Source organism: Winogradskyella maritima (assembly GCF_042650215.1).
Taxonomy (GTDB): Bacteria; Bacteroidota; Bacteroidia; order Flavobacteriales; family Flavobacteriaceae; genus Winogradskyella; species Winogradskyella maritima.
In genome coordinates this window covers 108,660-126,075 of sequence record NZ_JBHSAT010000005.1, presented here as the reverse complement: position 1 = coordinate 126,075, position 17,416 = coordinate 108,660, and the positions used below count along the sequence as shown (strand labels likewise).

17 protein-coding genes and 1 other RNA gene are annotated in these 17,416 nt (G+C 37.6%); 11 read left to right on the top strand and 7 right to left on the bottom strand.

Annotated elements, in window-relative coordinates:
• Window positions 1-1,760: HYR domain-containing protein (locus ACFOSX_RS10705; RefSeq protein WP_386100613.1), on the bottom strand; the 1,760-nt coding region annotated here is incomplete at its 3' end.
• A gap of 444 nt (window positions 1,761-2,204) precedes the next feature.
• On the opposite strand from ACFOSX_RS10705, the gene ACFOSX_RS10700 reads away from it, so the two are divergent.
• From ACFOSX_RS10700 to ACFOSX_RS10685, 4 genes are all read left to right on the top strand, one after another.
• Window positions 2,205-2,690 (top strand): SixA phosphatase family protein, encoded by a 486-nt coding sequence (locus ACFOSX_RS10700; protein ID WP_386100610.1) that lies wholly within the window; start codon window positions 2,205-2,207, stop codon window positions 2,688-2,690.
• 104 nt (window positions 2,691-2,794) lie between these two features.
• Complete coding sequence (gene ppk1 / locus ACFOSX_RS10695; RefSeq protein ID WP_386100607.1) at window positions 2,795-4,849, top strand: polyphosphate kinase 1; 2,055 nt, start codon at window positions 2,795-2,797, stop codon at window positions 4,847-4,849.
• On the top strand, window positions 4,849-5,754 hold the full coding sequence (locus ACFOSX_RS10690; protein ID WP_386100604.1) for a Ppx/GppA phosphatase family protein: 906 nt from the start codon (window positions 4,849-4,851) through the stop codon (window positions 5,752-5,754). The genes ppk1 and ACFOSX_RS10690 overlap by 1 nt, the downstream gene beginning before the upstream one ends.
• Before the next feature lie 96 nt (window positions 5,755-5,850).
• The gene (locus tag ACFOSX_RS10685) at window positions 5,851-6,390 is read left to right on the top strand and encodes a porin family protein (RefSeq protein WP_386100601.1); all 540 of its coding nucleotides are present in this window, start codon (window positions 5,851-5,853) and stop codon (window positions 6,388-6,390) included.
• Window positions 6,391-6,444: 54 nt separating this feature from the next.
• Here ACFOSX_RS10685 and miaE read toward each other — a convergent pair whose 3' ends face one another.
• From miaE to dnaX, 3 genes are read right to left on the bottom strand one after another with little or no spacing between them, the layout of a single operon-like run.
• Complete coding sequence (gene miaE, locus ACFOSX_RS10680; protein WP_386100598.1) at window positions 6,445-7,026, bottom strand: tRNA-(ms[2]io[6]A)-hydroxylase; 582 nt, start codon at window positions 7,024-7,026, stop codon at window positions 6,445-6,447.
• Entirely contained in the window at window positions 7,013-7,585 is a 573-nt protein-coding gene (locus ACFOSX_RS10675) for a hypothetical protein (RefSeq protein ID WP_386100595.1), read from the bottom strand. The genes miaE and ACFOSX_RS10675 overlap by 14 nt, the downstream gene beginning before the upstream one ends.
• Window positions 7,578-9,293, bottom strand: coding sequence for a DNA polymerase III subunit gamma/tau (dnaX, locus tag ACFOSX_RS10670; protein ID WP_386100592.1), 1,716 nt, complete (start codon window positions 9,291-9,293; stop codon window positions 7,578-7,580). Before dnaX ends, ACFOSX_RS10675 begins: the two co-directional genes overlap by 8 nt.
• A 160-nt stretch (window positions 9,294-9,453) precedes the next feature.
• Here dnaX and rnpB point away from each other — a divergent pair.
• An RNA gene (rnpB, locus tag ACFOSX_RS10665) (RNase P RNA component class A) lies at window positions 9,454-9,786 on the top strand.
• Between the two features lie 38 nt (window positions 9,787-9,824).
• On the opposite strand, the gene rsmD is transcribed toward rnpB, so the two are convergent.
• From rsmD to ACFOSX_RS10650, 3 genes are read right to left on the bottom strand one after another with little or no spacing between them, the layout of a single operon-like run.
• Window positions 9,825-10,382, bottom strand: coding sequence for a 16S rRNA (guanine(966)-N(2))-methyltransferase RsmD (gene rsmD / locus ACFOSX_RS10660; RefSeq protein WP_386100588.1), 558 nt, complete (start codon window positions 10,380-10,382; stop codon window positions 9,825-9,827).
• Window positions 10,382-11,179 (bottom strand): DUF3822 family protein, encoded by a 798-nt coding sequence (locus ACFOSX_RS10655; RefSeq protein ID WP_386100585.1) that lies wholly within the window; start codon window positions 11,177-11,179, stop codon window positions 10,382-10,384. Before ACFOSX_RS10655 ends, rsmD begins: the two co-directional genes overlap by 1 nt.
• Before the next feature lies 1 nt (window position 11,180).
• Window positions 11,181-11,903, bottom strand: coding sequence for a hypothetical protein (locus ACFOSX_RS10650; protein ID WP_386100582.1), 723 nt, complete (start codon window positions 11,901-11,903; stop codon window positions 11,181-11,183).
• 158 nt (window positions 11,904-12,061) lie between these two features.
• Here ACFOSX_RS10650 and ACFOSX_RS10645 point away from each other — a divergent pair, with 158 nt between their 5' ends.
• The 6 genes from ACFOSX_RS10645 to ACFOSX_RS10620 all read left to right on the top strand — a co-directional run bounded on the left by ACFOSX_RS10645 (window position 12,062) and on the right by ACFOSX_RS10620 (window position 17,270).
• Window positions 12,062-13,495: an ATP-dependent DNA helicase gene (locus tag ACFOSX_RS10645; protein WP_386100579.1), complete on the top strand. Its 1,434-nt coding sequence runs from the start codon at window positions 12,062-12,064 to the stop codon at window positions 13,493-13,495.
• The gene (locus tag ACFOSX_RS10640) at window positions 13,496-14,065 is read left to right on the top strand and encodes a DUF4126 domain-containing protein (RefSeq protein WP_386100576.1); all 570 of its coding nucleotides are present in this window, start codon (window positions 13,496-13,498) and stop codon (window positions 14,063-14,065) included.
• A gap of 39 nt (window positions 14,066-14,104) precedes the next feature.
• On the top strand, window positions 14,105-14,833 hold the full coding sequence (gene kdsB / locus ACFOSX_RS10635) for a 3-deoxy-manno-octulosonate cytidylyltransferase (protein WP_386100573.1): 729 nt from the start codon (window positions 14,105-14,107) through the stop codon (window positions 14,831-14,833).
• Between the two features lie 2 nt (window positions 14,834-14,835).
• On the top strand, window positions 14,836-15,534 hold the full coding sequence (locus ACFOSX_RS10630; RefSeq protein ID WP_386100570.1) for an HAD family hydrolase: 699 nt from the start codon (window positions 14,836-14,838) through the stop codon (window positions 15,532-15,534).
• Window positions 15,535-15,638: 104 nt separating this feature from the next.
• A complete protein-coding gene (locus tag ACFOSX_RS10625; RefSeq protein WP_386100568.1) occupies window positions 15,639-16,721 on the top strand; it encodes an iron-containing alcohol dehydrogenase family protein in 1,083 nt (360 codons plus the stop codon).
• Window positions 16,722-17,270 carry a 1-acyl-sn-glycerol-3-phosphate acyltransferase gene (locus tag ACFOSX_RS10620; protein WP_386100565.1) on the top strand — a complete coding sequence of 183 codons (549 nt, stop codon included), beginning with the start codon at window positions 16,722-16,724 and terminating at the stop codon, window positions 17,268-17,270. It begins immediately after the preceding gene.
• Window positions 17,271-17,416: the final 146 nt, after the last annotated feature.

The following is a 17,416-nucleotide window of genomic DNA, read 5'->3' as shown; positions in this document are numbered from 1 at the left end:
CCAACAGGGAAAGCGCTACCAGAGGCAGGCCCAGCAGTTTGAACAACTGAAGCTACGCCACAGTTATCATCTCCCGTAGGGGTTGCGAAAGTAGCCACGGCAGAACAGTTACCTGCGTCTACGTTTAAGTTGATATCGGCAGGACAAGAAATTGTCGGAGCCTCGTTATCCGTAATAGTTATTGTCTGTTCACATGCATCGCTCGCGTTACCAGCTTCATCAGTGGCTGTCCAAGATATCGTTGTTATACCAACTGGGTAAGCGGCGTTTATTGCGAGACCGTCATCACGAGTACCAGTAAAAGTAAATGTTGATGAGCAATTGTCAGTAGCTGTTGGATTTGTAATACTTACAGTAGCGACACAAAGGCCAGAATCTGCATTCTGAGTTATATCTGCAGGACAAGTAATTACTGGATCTATATTGTCAGTTATTGTAACAGATTGGTCACAAGTCGCAGTGTTTCCTGATGAATCTTTATATCTCCAAGTTACTATAGTTATTCCAACAGGAAACGTAGATGGAGCATTATTAGTAATATTTCCATTAATTATACTACAATCATCATTCACGGTAGGATTTCCTAGATTAACAGTAGCAAAGCATTCTCCGGCATCAACATCAGCACTGATATCAGAAGGACAATCTATAGTTGGAGGCATATCTGTAATTACAACAGTCTGAGTTACGGTTGCTGAATTACAAGCAGCAATACCTCCACTGTCAGTTACAGTCAATGTAACTTCATATGTTCCGGGATTTGCATATGAGTATGTAGGATTCATTTGATTGCTAGTCCCTACATTATCGCCAAAATCCCAAGAGTAAGATGCTGTTCCTTGCACATTATTTGCACTACCGGTAAAATCCACATCCAATCCACAACCTGTAGATCCTGGATTTGTAGACATTATAGCACCAGAAATTGTATCTTGAAAACTTATTTCAACGTCAGCATCTACTGTAATGATTGTAGTTGAACATTCATCACTAAGGGGTAAGCTTACAGCAATATTAAAAACATAATCTCCTGCTTGAGGTACAGTGACAGTTGGATCTTGAACTGTATTGCTAGGGTCAAAAATGACGTCCCCCGGATTCACACCTGAAGGAACTGAAACTACTGTCCATAAATATGTGGCAGAAGCTTCACCTTCAACAAAACCGTTCAATTCAATATCAATAAGTGTTGGAGCCAGACAAACTTGGTTGTCTGTACCAGAAATTACGCCAAAATCTGGATCTATCTGAATAGTTCCACCAGCAGCAATCACCTCACTAAATAATATACAGACATTACCACCACCTGTACAGGCAGAATATTGCTGATTCCCAATTACAAGTCTTTTTCTGTTATTACAATTTGGACCACTTGAAGTAAGGGCTCCAGAACCTCCTTGCGTATCTAAGTCGGTTGTATCTTCAATAACAATTGACGTATTTGCGGCCAAAGTTAATGTCGCATTTGTAGTCCATATAATCTGTCCACCATCTTCAATGATAATACGGTTAATATCAGATGTGATGGTTATATCTTGGTTAACCAAAATATCTACACCATTAGGAATAATGACTGTACCATCACACATATTACCTGGATTGGAAACATATGCAGCGAATGTGGAAACATTCATTGTGTTAGGAATGGTACAATCCGCATTTGCAGAGAAGATCCCTGCAAAGGAGAATGTGACTATTAACAAAAGTGTTTTTGCTTTTGATAATAGTGTTGATAAGAGATGAGCGGTTATTGTTCTCATAAGATTCATGTTTTATTGAACTATGTCAACTTTGAATTTGTTATTCTAAATCGAATTTATATACTGAGCATCCATTTGCCATTGTTAAGGCTAATAGATGGAAATAAAATTTTATCTTGAGGGAAAGAGTTTGCCGACAGGTAAGCCAGCTTTTGGTTAATTCGATTTGGGATCATAATTAATTGATTAATAGCTATGGACAAAAGAACGCATATATATAAGTACTGTCAAAAAAAACTTCCAAAGCGCCTATTTTTTCGATGTGCGACCCTGAAAAACAGTTAATCGATATAAAGGTTCATTCGTCGATGAGACTTTGACACAATTTCAATTACATAATTTTTTAGATATTTATAGCTGTATTATACATTTTGGGGCAATATATACCTTTTGCCTGAATAAATAAACATTTAAACGATAAAAATTGCATTTAAACGTATTATTTTGAAAAAACTAACCTTTATAAGACACGGCAAATCCTCTTGGGAGTATAGTGTGGGTGACCGTGAGAGACCGCTGAAAAGTCGTGGCATCACTGATGCTTCCCTTGTGGCTACTCAAATTAAGAGCAGTTATTTAGAATTAGACATGGTGTTTAGTAGTCCCGCAAATAGGGCTCATTCAACCTGTCAGATATTTCTTAAAGAATTAAATATTGCCTCTGAAAAATTTAAGATTATCGAAGATTTATACGATTTTGGAGGTTCAAATGTGCTTAAGTTTATTCATGATTTAAGTGACGACCTGGACTCTGTCATGTTGTTTGGTCATAATCACGCTTTTACTGATTTGGTGAATCGTTTAGGCGATCGGTACATAGATAATCTTCCTACTGCTGGGTTAGTTTCTATTGGATTTCAAATTGAAGAATGGAAATATGCCAAACATGGGACGACAGACCATATAATATTTCCGCGCGATTTAAAATAAAAATTTAAAGGCAAACATACTATTCAAAAGAAATCAACATAAGCTATTAGAAATTTAGTCCATTTCTTATAATTAAAATATATTTGAATACATTAATTTTTTGAATGGAAATTATCGAAAACAGATATATTAATAGAGAGCTGAGTTGGCTTCAGTTTAACGCAAGAGTACTACAAGAAGCAGCGGATGCGAATGTCCCACTTATAGAACGGCTCCGTTTCTTAGGGATTTTTTCAAACAACTTAGATGAATTTTTTAAGGTGCGTTATGCCACAGTAAAACGTATCGATGAAGCCGGTAAAGGTGGTAAAAACCAATTGGGTGGTATAAAAGCATCTGAACTCCTCGAGCGGATTACAGAAATTGTGATTTCCCAACAAAGCCAAAGTTTAAAAATTTTGGCTAATATTCAAGAAAAACTCAAGGCAGAAAACATCTTGATTATTAAGGAGCATCAGATAAAGGCTGTACAACATGAGTTTATTAAAAACTACTTCTTTCAAGAAGTAAGTCCGGCTTTAGTAACAATTATTCTTAATGATGACATTGAGTTACCCTTACTCAAGGATAGTGCAGCGTATTTGGCTGTGAAAATGGGGTTTAAATCTAGCAAAACAATATTTGCCATGATTGAAATCTCCAAACAAATGGATCGTTTTGTAGAGTTGCCAAAAATAGGGGACAAAAGTTATATTATTCTAGTAGATGACCTATTACGATATTGTTTAAAGGATATTTTTGGCATTTTCAATTATGACCAAATCTCAGCCCACATGATAAAAATTACAAGGGATGGTGAGCTCGATTTTGATAGCGATCTTAGTAAAAGTTTTCTTGCTAAAATATCCGATAGTGTTAAAGACAGAAAGATTGGTGATCCCGTTCGTTTTGTATATGACAAAACCATAGATAAAGAAACGCTCAACTTCTTAATGCAAAAAATGGGCATTGACTCCAGCGATAGTGTTATTCCTGGAGGTCGTTATCATAATAGACGTGACTATATGAGTTTTCCGAGTCTGGGACGCACAGATTTGTTATATGAAAAAATAAAGCCCTTACCAGTTAAAGGCCTCCAGCCAGACGTTAGTATTTTTAAGTCAATTTCTGAAAAAGATTTCTTAGTCTATACGCCCTACCATACGTTTTCTTATATCGTTCGTTTTTTAAGGGAAGCGGCTTTAGATCCTTCAGTAAAAACCATTAAAATAACTATTTACCGCTTGGCTCAGATTTCGCATGTAGCAAGTTCATTGATTAATGCTGCCAAAAATGGTAAAAAAGTTATTGTATCCATTGAGCTAAGGGCACGTTTTGATGAAGAGGCCAATATTATGTATGCAGAACAAATGCAGGAAGAAGGCGTGCAAATGCTTTTTGGTGTTGCAGGTTTAAAAGTTCATAGTAAGATGTGCGTTATTGAGCGTGAAGAGAATGGAAAAGACGTTAGGTATGGCTTTATTAGTACAGGTAATTTTAATGAATCCACGGCGAAAATTTACACAGATTTTACGCTGTTGACTTCAGATCAGAAAATTTTAAAAGATGTGAATAAGGTCTTCAATTTTTTTGAAGTTAACTATAAGATATACAGATATAAGCATATCATTACTTCACCGCATTATCAGCAAAGTAAAATGTTTGCTTTGATAGATAATGAGATTAAAAATGCGCGGGCAGGAAAATCAGCATTTATCAAGCTTAAAATGAATAGCATCAGTAGCTACGTCATGGTAGATAAATTGTACCAAGCAAGCCGTGCAGGTGTGAAAATTCAAATGGTTGTGCGTGGTATTTGCTGTTTAATCCCTGGTGTTGAGGGGATGAGCGAAAATATTGAAGTCATAAGTATTGTCGATAAATTTTTGGAACATACACGTTTATTTATCTTCGGAAATGATGGAGATTCTAAAATTTATATATCCTCAGCAGATTGGATGACCAGAAACATTGACAATAGAGTTGAAGTCACCTGTCCTATATATAATGAAGACTTAAAATCTGAACTTTTAGACATTTTTGAAATTTGTTGGTCAGATAACGTTAAAGCCCGGCGGATCGACGAAGCCCAAAGTAATGCTTATCGTAAAACTGACGGAGAAAAAGTAAGGTCGCAATTTAAGACTTATGATTATTATCTAAATAAGTTGAACGCCTAATGCTAGATATAAAGAAATATGCTGCCATTGATATTGGGTCTAATGCTGTTAGGCTTCTTATCTCTAGTATTATTGTACAGAAAGACAAGCCTGTTATATTTAAGAAAAATTCTTTGGTGCGAGTACCCATACGTTTAGGAGCCGATGTCTTTGTAGATGGTTCAATTTCTGAAGTTAATAAAGCCAGAATGTTAGATACAATGACGGCATTCCGACTTTTGATTAAGTCTCACGGTGTTGTCAAATATAAAGCTTGTGCAACATCTGCTATGCGCGAAGCGGATAACGGCCAAGGGGTTCAAGCCGAAATATTAGAGAAATGCGGGATTAATATCGATATTATTGATGGTGAAGAAGAAGCAACAATCATTGCGGCAACGGACCTACATTCTTTTATAGACGAAAACAAAACCTATCTCTATGTTGATGTAGGGGGAGGAAGTACAGAATTTTCCGTTATCCATAATAGTGAAAAGATTGAATCTAAATCCTTTAAAATAGGTACTGTTCGATTGCTTAATGACAGTGTTAGCAATAGTTACTGGAAAGAATTGGAAGCTTGGATTAAAGAAAGCACTAGACACTATGATAAGATTGAACTTATTGGATCTGGTGGTAACATCAACAAAATCTTTAAAATTTCTCGAAAGGATATTGGTAAGCCATTATCCTACTTTTACCTTTCTAGTTATTATCAGAAACTGCAGAGTTATTCTTATGAAGAACGAATCACAGAACTCGACCTTAACCAAGATAGGGCCGATGTTATCATTCCTGCACTTCGAATTTATCTTTCTGCAATGAAGTGGAGTGGTGCTAAAGACATTTTGGTACCAAAAATAGGATTGTCGGACGGCATCATAAAAAGCCTTTATTTCGAAACAATAAGCGGTGTGAAACTCTAAAATTTACCGTTCATCTTGTTTTTCTTTAAGAAAATCCAATAAACCATCAATATTTCGATTTAAAAATTATATTTACCAACTATAAAACAACTACTTATGAGAAAATTTATCGCCCTATTCCTATTGGTAGCAGTAACAACGCTTAGTTACGCTCAGGAAAACAGAACTACAAAGTATGGTATAAGAGCCGCTTACAATATTTCAAACTTAGATTTTGAACCAGGACCACTTTTTGAGAATCAACACAGAAATGGATTCGCTTTCGGAGGTTTTGCAGAGTTTGAATTGTCTGATAAAACCTTCTTATTAACTGAAATTCAATGGTCCGCTGAAGGTGCAAAAGCTCAGGAAATTAGAGCGGATTACATTCAGATGCCAATTCAGTTTAGATATGCCATCAGTGAAAATTTAACTATCGGTGCTGGTCCACAAGTATCTTTAAAAACTTGGAAAGATAATGATGGTTTTGAAACCTTTGCTTTTTCAGCTGTTGGTGGGCTAGAATACATGATTTCTAGTGATTACTTTATTGATTTGAGATACAACTATGGTTTAACCAATATTTTAGATGATAGTTTAGCGCCTTTCGAAGCTAAAAACTATAATATTCAAATCGGGATCGGTATAAAGATTTAAGAATCTTGAAGAAACATATAATTTTAAGAAGCCTTTGCATTTGCGAAGGCTTTTTTATCCGTGTATGGTTTGTGACTTGCTGAGGCTTTTCATAATGTCAGCTTCATATTGCAAAAGCGCTTGCCATTTTTCATCCACCTCTTTTCGGTCACCATATTGTCTTGCAAAGCCCAAGAACATGGTGTAATGATTTGCTTCGCTTACCATTAGCTTTCTATAGAATTCGGCCAGTTCTTTGTCTTCTAGTTCTTCAGATAATAATCTAAAACGTTCACAACTTCGGGCTTCAATTAGAGCGGCGTAAAGTAAACGATGTACCAATTGTGTTGTGCGACTGCCACCTTTAGGAAAGAATTTCAACAGTTGAATCACATAGTCGTCTTTACGGTCACGGCCTAAAACCCAACCGCGCTCCAAAATCTTATCATGCACCATCTTAAAATGACTGATTTCTTCTTTAACCAGTGCCGTCATTTCTTGGACAAGCTCCGTGTATTCTGGAAAGCTAACAATAAGCGAAATTGCCGTGCTTGTCGCCTTTTGCTCACAAAAAGCATGGTCCGTTAAAATATCTTCAACATTTTTCTCTACGATATTTACCCATCTCGGGTCTGTTGGTAGTTTAAGTCCTAACATGGTTTAATTGTATTGTAGCTTTGCCGTTGTCTTCAATCCGCATCACAAAATCGTAATAACGATTGTCTCTCACATTTTTGTAGGACACATCGATAAAAACTAATTGTTCTGATAGCGAGAACTCTTGGTTCAAATTGATAGAGTTTAGTATAAGATGTTCTTTTGAAGTGTCAAGTTCATTAACTAATTTAAAAAACGACTGTCTATCATAAGTTGAACTGAAGACCATGCGATTGTCTTTTAGTACTTCAATAATAAAGTCTGAATTTCGATGCCTGGTTTTTTGTGTGATACCTCCCGAAGATTTCCCGACGAGTTCAACAAAATTGTCATTGCTCAAAGATTTAATGCTGACCTTAAATCCGTTCGTCAGGGTTGAATCTACTTGGCGTTCAAAATGCTGTTTAGGCACATAGTTAATTCGCTCCAACGAATTTTCAGAATTAAACTCCACTATGCTTTCTTTTATAGCGTTATAGGATGTGCGTCTGCCTTCGCAATTAAAAAGGGCAACACCGAAAACGCATAATAGCAGATATTTCAAAGTGGTTTTATACATCTAATCCAAAGGTTTTTTTGAGCAATTCTATATTAGGATTTTTCTCCTTAAGCTTTTCATACTTTTCAATTGGCGTAAAAGCGTATTTCTTGGCAACTTCTTCGCTGACACTAATATCGAGCTTTAAATCGTAATTTTTCAACGTGGGTCTCAAAAACGCCATTAGCGGATATTGGGCACGCTCTAGCTCAACTTTTAAAGTATCATTTGCGAACTGAAGTTTAATAGCTGTGCCATCTAATTTTGGTTGGTCCATTTCTAAAATGGAAGCCATAATTTTTTCGCCTTTCGCATTTAATTTGGAAATATAAGCCTGCCAGGCTTCGTCCAGTGCCTCTTGTGAAACGGGCTCTTTTGGCAATGAATCTTCATCAATCACCACATCCATCTGCTTGATTTGATGCGCTTTTTTCTCGCGAATACTTTTTAAAGATAATCCTGAAGTGCTTTTCGCTGGCGTCTGAATGGAAATCTTAGGAATGGGCTTTGGTTCTTCTACTACAGAGACCTCGGGGGCTTTAGATTCTTTTTTTGATATAGTTTCTTCTTGAGGTGTATCAATCTTTGGACGTTTCACAGGAATTGGTGTCACCCCAATCGCCTTAAAGTAAGACGGCGGAATTATGAAAGGACCGCTATTTTTTTTTTCTCCATCAAAAGTGATAGAGGCAAGTTGCATAAGGGTGAGTTCAACTAAAAGTCGTTGGTTTTTGCTGGTTTTGTATTTTAAATCACAGCTATTGGCAAGCTCGATGCCTTTCACGAGAAAGGGCAATGTTGCTTTCTGGCATTGCTCTAGATACTTGTTCTTGGTGTCTTCCCCGACTTCCAAAAGCTCTATAGTCTTCGGGTCTTTACAGACGAGTAAGTCTCTAAAATGTGATGCCAATCCCGCAATATAGTGGTGTCCGTCAAAGCCTTTAGATAGAACGGTGTTGAACTGTACTAATAACTCAGGAATTTTATTTTCCAGAATTAAATCGGTACTCGTAAAATACGTTTCGTAATCGAGCACATTGAGGTTTTCGGTTACCGCTTGTCTTGTAAGGTTTTTGCCAGTAAAGCTGACGACACGGTCAAAAATGGACAAAGCATCTCGCATGGCGCCATCCGCTTTTTGGGCGATGATATGAAGCGCGTCATCTTCTGCAGTTATTCCTTGCTCTTCGGCAATATATTTTAAGTATTCTTTGGCATCCGTTACCGTAATACGCTTAAAATCGAAAATCTGGCAACGCGATAAAATCGTTGGGATAATCTTGTGCTTCTCGGTAGTCGCTAAAATAAAAATACAGTGCTTAGGCGGTTCTTCAAGCGTTTTTAAAAAAGCATTAAATGCGGCGGCCGATAACATGTGGACCTCATCAATAATGTAGACCTTGTATTTTCCTACCTGTGGCGGAATACGTACTTGGTCGGTGAGGTTTCTAATATCATCTACAGAGTTATTGGATGCGGCATCCAATTCAAAAATATTGAAGGCAAAATCCTCGTCCGCTTTGGTTTCGCCATCGCTATTAATCATTTTGGCTAGAATCCTAGCACATGTGGTTTTGCCGACGCCACGAGGGCCTGTAAACAAAAGTGCTTGGGCCAAATGATTGTTTTCTATGGCATTGGTTAATGTGTTTGTAATGGCCTGTTGCCCCACCACATCCTTAAAGGTCTGCGGGCGGTATTTACGTGCCGATACAACAAAATGTTCCATAGAAATAACTTGAATTACAAATTTAAGAATACCAATAAATATAGCGATTTTGAGACTTATAATTTAATAGGAGTTATTAACAAAAATGTGATATGGAGCTACATTAAGATTGAAGTAAAAGTTGAATAAGAAATTGGTTTCAAAAGTGTAATTTTACCATCGAGTATATCGCCTTATCGCTGAGACTTATACCGTCTTGGAGGAAAGTCCGAACACCGTAGTGCAAGCATAGTGGTTAACAGCCACCGTTCGTGAGGGCAGGAAAAGTGCAACAGAAAGAATGTACAGGTCATGCTGTAGTGAAACCAGGTAAACTCTATGCGGTGAAATACCATGTATACCAATGTCCCGATGCGTCGGGAGAGGGCGGCACGTCCGATTGTTGGAGGGTAGGTAGCTAAAGTCTGCTGGCAACAGTAGACTCAGATAAATGATAAGGGTCAAGACATTTATCGTCTTGATACAGGATTCGGCTTATAGATATACTCCATTAAACAAGTCTTTTACGCTTAGCGTGAAAGACTTTGTTTTTTATTCAGATTCGTTTTCTGTTGGGATTTCGAAAAAGCTAAACGCATTACCACCATAGTTCTTGGAAAATGAAAAATTGGGAAGGTCAGCTAAATCCGTATGTTTTGAATGTTCTACAATTAATAATCCTTCATTGCTCAACCAGTCATTTTGAAAAACAAGTTCAGGGATTTTAGCGAATTGCTCTTTTTCAAAATTATAAGGTGGGTCGGCGAATATGATATCAAAAGTCCGTCCGTTTTGTTCTAAGTATTTAAAAACATCTGACTTTATGGTATCGATAGGCATTTCAAACTGTTCGGCGGTTTCGTTGATGAATCGTATACAGCCGTAGTCAGCATCGATAGCCGTAATATGTTCCGTTCCTCGAGAAGCAAATTCATAACTGATATTGCCTGTACCAGAAAACAAATCCAATACTGAAATATCATCAAAATAATAGCGATTATTTAGGATGTTGAATAAGGCTTCCTTCGCCATATCCGTCGTAGGACGAACAGGTAATTTTGATGGCGCTGTAATACGTCTGCCTTTGTAAACTCCAGAGATAATTCGCATTAAAAACTATTTAATATAATGTGATTTGCGTTTGGATTTCCATTCAGTTTCTTATTAAGTGAATACTTTAGGTTTTTATCCGTAAAGCTTACATTCCTAATGTATTTATAGCAAATTGAGTAATTATCATCATCCTTATAAATTTGCCCACTTAATTTTAAATCTAAAATTTCTGGATTCCAACCCAATTGCTCAACAACAAATAGTAGATAATAGATGAAATCTTCCTTAGAGTGGTACTCAAATCGGTTGTATAATTCAAGCCTTTTGTCCTTCACTGCAACAACGGCTAGGGCATTGGTAGATACGTTTACATACAAGGTGTTTTTTGTAGTATCTAGAGCTAATACTGAATCTATAAAAGCCGTAGACGCGTGTTTGTAGGTAAAACTTCCAAAGGTGTCAAAAATGTAATTATTTATGTTGACATAAGGCACGTAAACGTTAACCGATTCCGTAGTCTTTAAAGTGTCATGGGATATGAAATCCGTTTGGAGAATCTTGGTATTGAATTTTAAATAATCTGCGTTTAAGGCTTCGTCATATAGAGAAGTAGGGACAAGGCTTGACAATTCATTTTGATGGATAATAACAACGGATTCAAAATCATCAGAGAATACCGTATTTGTAGACAATTCAGCTTTTAGTTGGTCTAAGGCTTCAGACGGATTTAATTTCGTTTCAAAAGCAATGGTATTGAGATATTCAATCTGTTTCTCTGTCCGATTCAGAATGCAAAAAGAAAGTCCATTCAAATCTACTTGAATGGACAGGTCTTTTATTGTGTTATGTGACAAACTATTCTTTATTAGAGAAGTTTTTAGGCCAGTTTCCTGTAGTTTTAATTTCGTTCATAGAACCAACAACAATCGTTGGGCCATTAACGCCATCCACTGAAACGACTTGTTTTTCTTTTTCAACAAGATTTTTATCTTGGTCGTAAAGTATGACAGCTTTATCTACGCTCGCTTCAAAAACTGGGATTTCATCTAACTCTCCTGCTTTTAACTCAAACTTAGCACCTTCTTTACCGACACCGACTAAAGCTAAGTCTTTATAGTTACGTCCCTTAAATAAAGAGTCTTTTACGCTATAATAACCGACAGTATCGACGATAACCTCAGCCTTAAAGGTTTCAACTCCGCCAAAAAGTCTGGTTCTTTCAACATCTAATACTGTAGTATCACGTCTTTGTGTAATGGCAACTTCAGCTGTATCAATAAATCGTACCAAGTTGTCAAAATTATCCGTGTATTTACCGGTAACTCTTTTGTATGATAATTGTGCGTCTCTTACATCTTGTAAACGTTCAACAACCGTTGCGTATCGCTTATCCTTTAACTTGTTGAATTGTATTTCGCTATAAACAGACATAAACGTAATGTAACCTAAATAAAAGATAAGCCCCCAAAGAAGAAGGGTAATGATAGGTTTTACTTTCTTAGGAACAAATTTGTCGATTACCCAAACAATCAATATCGTTAAGAGGATAATGGCGACAATAGTCAGGATTACATACATAGTTAGTTTGTTTTAATATGGTCTTTCGCAAATCTACAATTTTTTTTTGTTCGTAAAAACCATAAGATATAAAATTACTACAATTTCTATAAGCTATCAAATTCACTGCGAAAATAATGAAGATATAGTACTATCTTGCAGGTTCCTTACCCAATTAAATGATTGAAAAACCATCAGATTTTTACAGGCATTTAAAGTCCAAATTTCCGTTTCAACCTACGGAAAAACAAGACCTTGTTTTAATGCAATTGTCTGATTTTGTTTTTGATACTTCATCTCGAAGTCTGTATTTACTCCAAGGTTATGCCGGAACGGGTAAAACAAGCATCATCGGTGTTTTGGTATCCCAACTATGGCAAGCCAAAAAAAGTGCCGTATTGTTGGCACCTACAGGGCGAGCGGCCAAGGTTATTTCAAATTATTCCCAAAAGGAAGCCTTTACCATTCATAAAAAAATCTATTTCCCTAAAAAAAATAGTGGTGGCGGTGTAAAATTTGTATTGCAACCCAACAAGCATCGCAATACTATTTTTATTGTGGACGAGGCATCGATGATTCCGGATACGCCTGGCGATTCCCGATTATTTGAAAACGGCTCCCTGCTCGATGACCTTATGGAGTATGTGTACTCGGGACATAACTGTAAATTATTGTTAATTGGCGATAAAGCCCAGTTGCCTCCCGTAAAATCAGAATTGAGCCCAGCTTTAGACGCCCACAAGCTAGAGCTTACTTACGACAAACATGTCAAAGGCCTAGAGTTGGACGAAGTGATGCGTCAAGAACAAGATTCAGGAATTTTAATTAATGCTACAGAATTGCGAAACACCTTGCATTCGGAATTATACGACAGTTTTAAATTTAATTTGAAGGGCTTTACCGATATCGTGAGACTCATTGACGGATACGAAATTATGGACGCTATCAACGACGCCTACAGTGCTAATGGCTACGAGGAAACAGCGATTATAGTGCGAAGTAATAAGCGCGCCAATATGTATAATAAACAAATTAGGGAGCGCATATTATTTAATGAAACCGAACTTTCCGCGGGCGACCATCTTATGGTGGTAAAAAACAATTATTTTTGGTTGAAAGCGACGTCTGAAGCAGGGTTTATTGCCAATGGCGACATTATTGAAGTTTTAGAAATCTTTAGTTTGAAGGAAATTTACGGCTTCCGATTTGCGGAAGTCAAAATTCAAATGGTGGATTACCCACGCATGAAACCTTTTGAAACCGTATTGCTTTTAAATACCATAGAGTCCCATAGTCCGTCGTTGACTTATGAAGAATCCAATCAGCTATATCAAGAAGTGTTGAAAGATTACGCTAACGAAACGTCAAAGTACAAGCAATTTATTGGGGTTAAAAAGAATTCGTTTTTTAATGCCTTGCAAGTAAAATTCTCTTATGCCATAACCTGTCACAAATCGCAGGGTGGTCAGTGGAATACCATATTTGTTGAGCAACCTTATCTTCCTGAAGGTGTCAACAGGGATTATGTGCGTTGGTTGTACACCGCCATGACAAGAGCCAAAGAGAAATTGTATCTTATTGGTTTTAAAGATGATTTTTTTATGGAAAATTAGATGACAATGGAAACAGTTATCAGCATATTCTTAGGTATTGGTTTGGCCGCATCAGTTGGTTTTCGGGTATTCCTGCCTCTATTTGCATTAAGCTTGGCCGCTTATTTTGATGTTTGGCAACTCAACGACTCTTGGCAATGGATTGGTAGTCAATCGGCTTTAATCGTCTTGGGCGTGGCGACCATCGTGGAGATTTTTGGATATTACATACCACTAATCGATAATGCTTTAGACACTATTGCTATTCCCTTGGCCACAGTTGCTGGTACGGCGGTTATGGTATCAACGGTGGCAGATTTAAGTCCGGTAGTGACTTGGGCCTTGGCCATCATTGCAGGTGGTGGTACAGCCGTCGCCATAAAAAGTTCAGCGAGTGTAACGCGTCTATCATCAACAGTATCCACTGCAGGTTTTGGTAATCCTATTGTCTCAACTGTAGAAACAGGAACTTCAGTAGTAATGAGTGTCCTTGCGATTTTCGTCCCGATTATCGCCTTTCTCTTTGTACTATTGATTTTTTATGTATTGTACCGCTTGTTTAAAAAAGTACGGCGAAAACCGAAGGCTTAAATCGGCAAACCTTATTTTTGAATACCGAAATAGACTAAAATGAAAATCATAGCCATGATTCCGGCGCGCTACGCGGCCTCTCGTTTTCCTGCTAAATTAATGCAAGACTTGGCGGGCAAAACCGTCATTTTAAGAACCTACGAAGCTACTGTTGCTACAGGTTTGTTTGATGATGTTTATGTAGTGACCGATAGTGATATTATTTATTCTGAAATCACATCCAACGGAGGTAAGGCCATGATGAGCCATAAAGAGCACGAGTCGGGTTCTGACCGCATTGCAGAGGCTGTAGCTGATGTAGATTGCGACATAGTGGTTAATGTGCAAGGTGATGAACCATTTACTGAAAAGGAGAGTCTTCAAAAAGTATTGGGTGTTTTTAAGGACGACCCCAACAAGGACATAGATTTGGCATCACTTATGGTTGAGATTACCGATTGGGATGAGATTGAAAACCCAAATACGGTCAAAGTCATTGTTGACCAAAACGATTTTGCTCTGTATTTTTCACGAAGTCCCATTCCGTTTCCAAGAGATAAAAAAGCTAATGCTAGATACTTTAAGCATAAAGGGATTTATGCCTTTAGAAAACAGGCTTTGCTCGACTTTACGGAACTCACTATGCAATTTTTAGAGGCTTCAGAAAAGATTGAATGCATCCGTTATCTCGAATATGGTAAACGCATAAAAATGGTGGAAACGACGGTGCAAGGTGTTGAAATTGATACACCTGAAGATTTAGAACGCGCCAAAAAGCTCTGGAAATAATTATGCCCGATTACAAAGACATAAAAGTTATTGGCTTTGATGCTGACGACACACTGTGGGTCAATGAAACATTCTTTAGGGATGCCGAGGCTGAGTTTGCCCAAATGCTCTCCCAGTTTGAAACTCCGAACAAAATAGAGCAGGAACTGTTTAAGATGGAAATCAAGAATTTACCGTTGTACGGTTATGGCGTCAAGGGTTTTGTGCTGTCGATGGTAGAAATGGCCATTGACTTGTCCAACGGAACAGTGTCTAACGAGATAATGACCAAAATTTTGGATATCGGAAAGCGCATGCTCAATGAACCCGTAGAATTATTGGATGGTGTGGAAGAGGTGTTGGAAGCACTTTCAAAAAAATACAAACTGATAGTGGCGACAAAAGGTGATTTGTTGGACCAAGAAAGAAAGCTCGAAAAATCGAATTTGCTCAAGTATTTTCACCACATCGAAGTATTGAGCGAAAAGAAAGAAGACAATTACAGCAAGCTATTGAAGCATTTGGAGATACAGCCACAACATTTTTTAATGATTGGCAACTCTCTAAAGTCTGATGTGTTGCCACTTATTAATATTGGCGCAAAAGCTGTTCATGTGCCGTTTCACACCACGTGGCAGTTTGAAACGGTGCACAATAGCCCACTATCAAAAACCGAGTTTTTAACCTTGAAAAGTCTTTCAGACTTAAAAAACTATCTATAAGATTGACGCCTGAAGATGTAGAATTAATGAGAAAATCAAAATTTATTCAATAGTAGCCGATTTAACCTAAGTGAATTTTTATTTTTGTTTAATAATTAACCTGAATGACTTTTAAGAACTTTCCAATGGTGTCCAACGTAGTTTTTGGACGCGGTAGTTTTAATCAACTTGAAGACCTTATCGCTCCAAAACGAAAAGGACGTCACGCCCCATTTATATATTACGTGGATGATGTCTTTAAAGGCAACCATTGGCTGACCGCTAGAATTCCTTTAGCCTATAAAGATAAGATTATATACATACCAACATTAGAAGAGCCTAAAACCGAACAAATCGACCAATTGGTTGAAGATATTATTTTGGAGTTTAGCGAGTCGCCGTCTGGTATTATTGGTATCGGTGGTGGCATTGTTATGGACATTGCCAAAGCGGTGTCTTTAATGCTGACCAATAAAGGCGATGCAAGGGATTATCAAGGTTGGGATTTGATTAAAAATCCTGCGATTTACCATGTGGGGATTCCAACCTTATCGGGTACAGGTGCCGAAGTTTCTAGAACGACAATATTAACAGGACCAGAGCGCAAGTTGGGCATCAACAGTGATTACACACCGTTTGACCAAGTGGTATTAGACCCAGAGTTAACCAAGGACGTTCCTAAAGACCAATGGTTTTATACTGGGATGGACTGTTTTGTACACTGTGTGGAGTCATTACAAGGGACATATCTAAATGCTTTCAGTCAATCTTATGGTGAAAAAGCTTTCGATATGTGTAAGGAAATTTTCCTTTCCGATGAATTAAGTACCGAAGATGCTCAAGATAAATTAATGATGGCTTCGTGGCATGGCGGTATGAGTATCGCTTATTCCCAAGTCGGTGTGGCGCACGCCATGAGTTACGGTTTGGGCTATCTATTGGGCATTAAGCACGGTATCGGTAATTGTATTGTTTTTGACCATTTGGAAGACTATTATCCTGAAGGTGTGGCGCTTTTCAAACAAATGAAAGCCAAGCATAATATTGAATTACCAACTGGTGTTTGTGCCGATATGCACGATGACGACATGCAGAAAATGATTGATGTTTCCTTGGAATTGGAACCTCTATGGGAGAATGCATTGGGCAAGCAATGGAAAACCATTATGACCCGCGAAAAACTCGAAGACCTTTATCGTAAAATGTAGATGAAAGCCATAGCCCGTTTTATTTATTTTAAGTTGATGGGCTGGAAGGTTGTTGGGAATACCAATTTTTCGAAAGACACTGTAAAGAAAGCAGTTATCATCGCCTTGCCACATACGAGTTGGCACGATTTCTACATTGGGCTTTTACTTCGGAAAATTTCAGGTGTTAAAACTAATTTTGTTGGCAAAAAGGAATTGTTTCGATGGCCATTTGGTTATTATTTTAGGGCCGTAGGAGGAAAGCCTTTAGATAGAACGTCTGGTCAGAACAAGGTGGAAGCCATAGCCTCTTTATTCGAAAGTGAAGACGAATTTAGATTAACATTGGCGCCAGAAGGCACCCGAAAAAAAGTAGAGGAATGGAAAACAGGATTTTACTTTATTGCTAAGAAAGCAGGTGTGCCCATAATCATGTTTACGCTCGATTTTAAGAATAAGCAAAACAAGGTCTCAGAACCGTTTTACCCAACAGAAGATATGGACGCCGACTTCAATTACATGAAATCCTTTTTTAAAGGCGTAGTGGGTAAGGTACCAGAGTATTCTTAAATAGATTGAAGTTAAGTCTATTTCAATCACAACTTAGAATTTGGCACGAGAATTGTTTTTATCCTATTGACGATGAAACATAAAGTAAACCTTGTGTCCCTAAAAAGAAACATCGCCTTACAAAAAGCCTTCTGTCTATTAAGCTA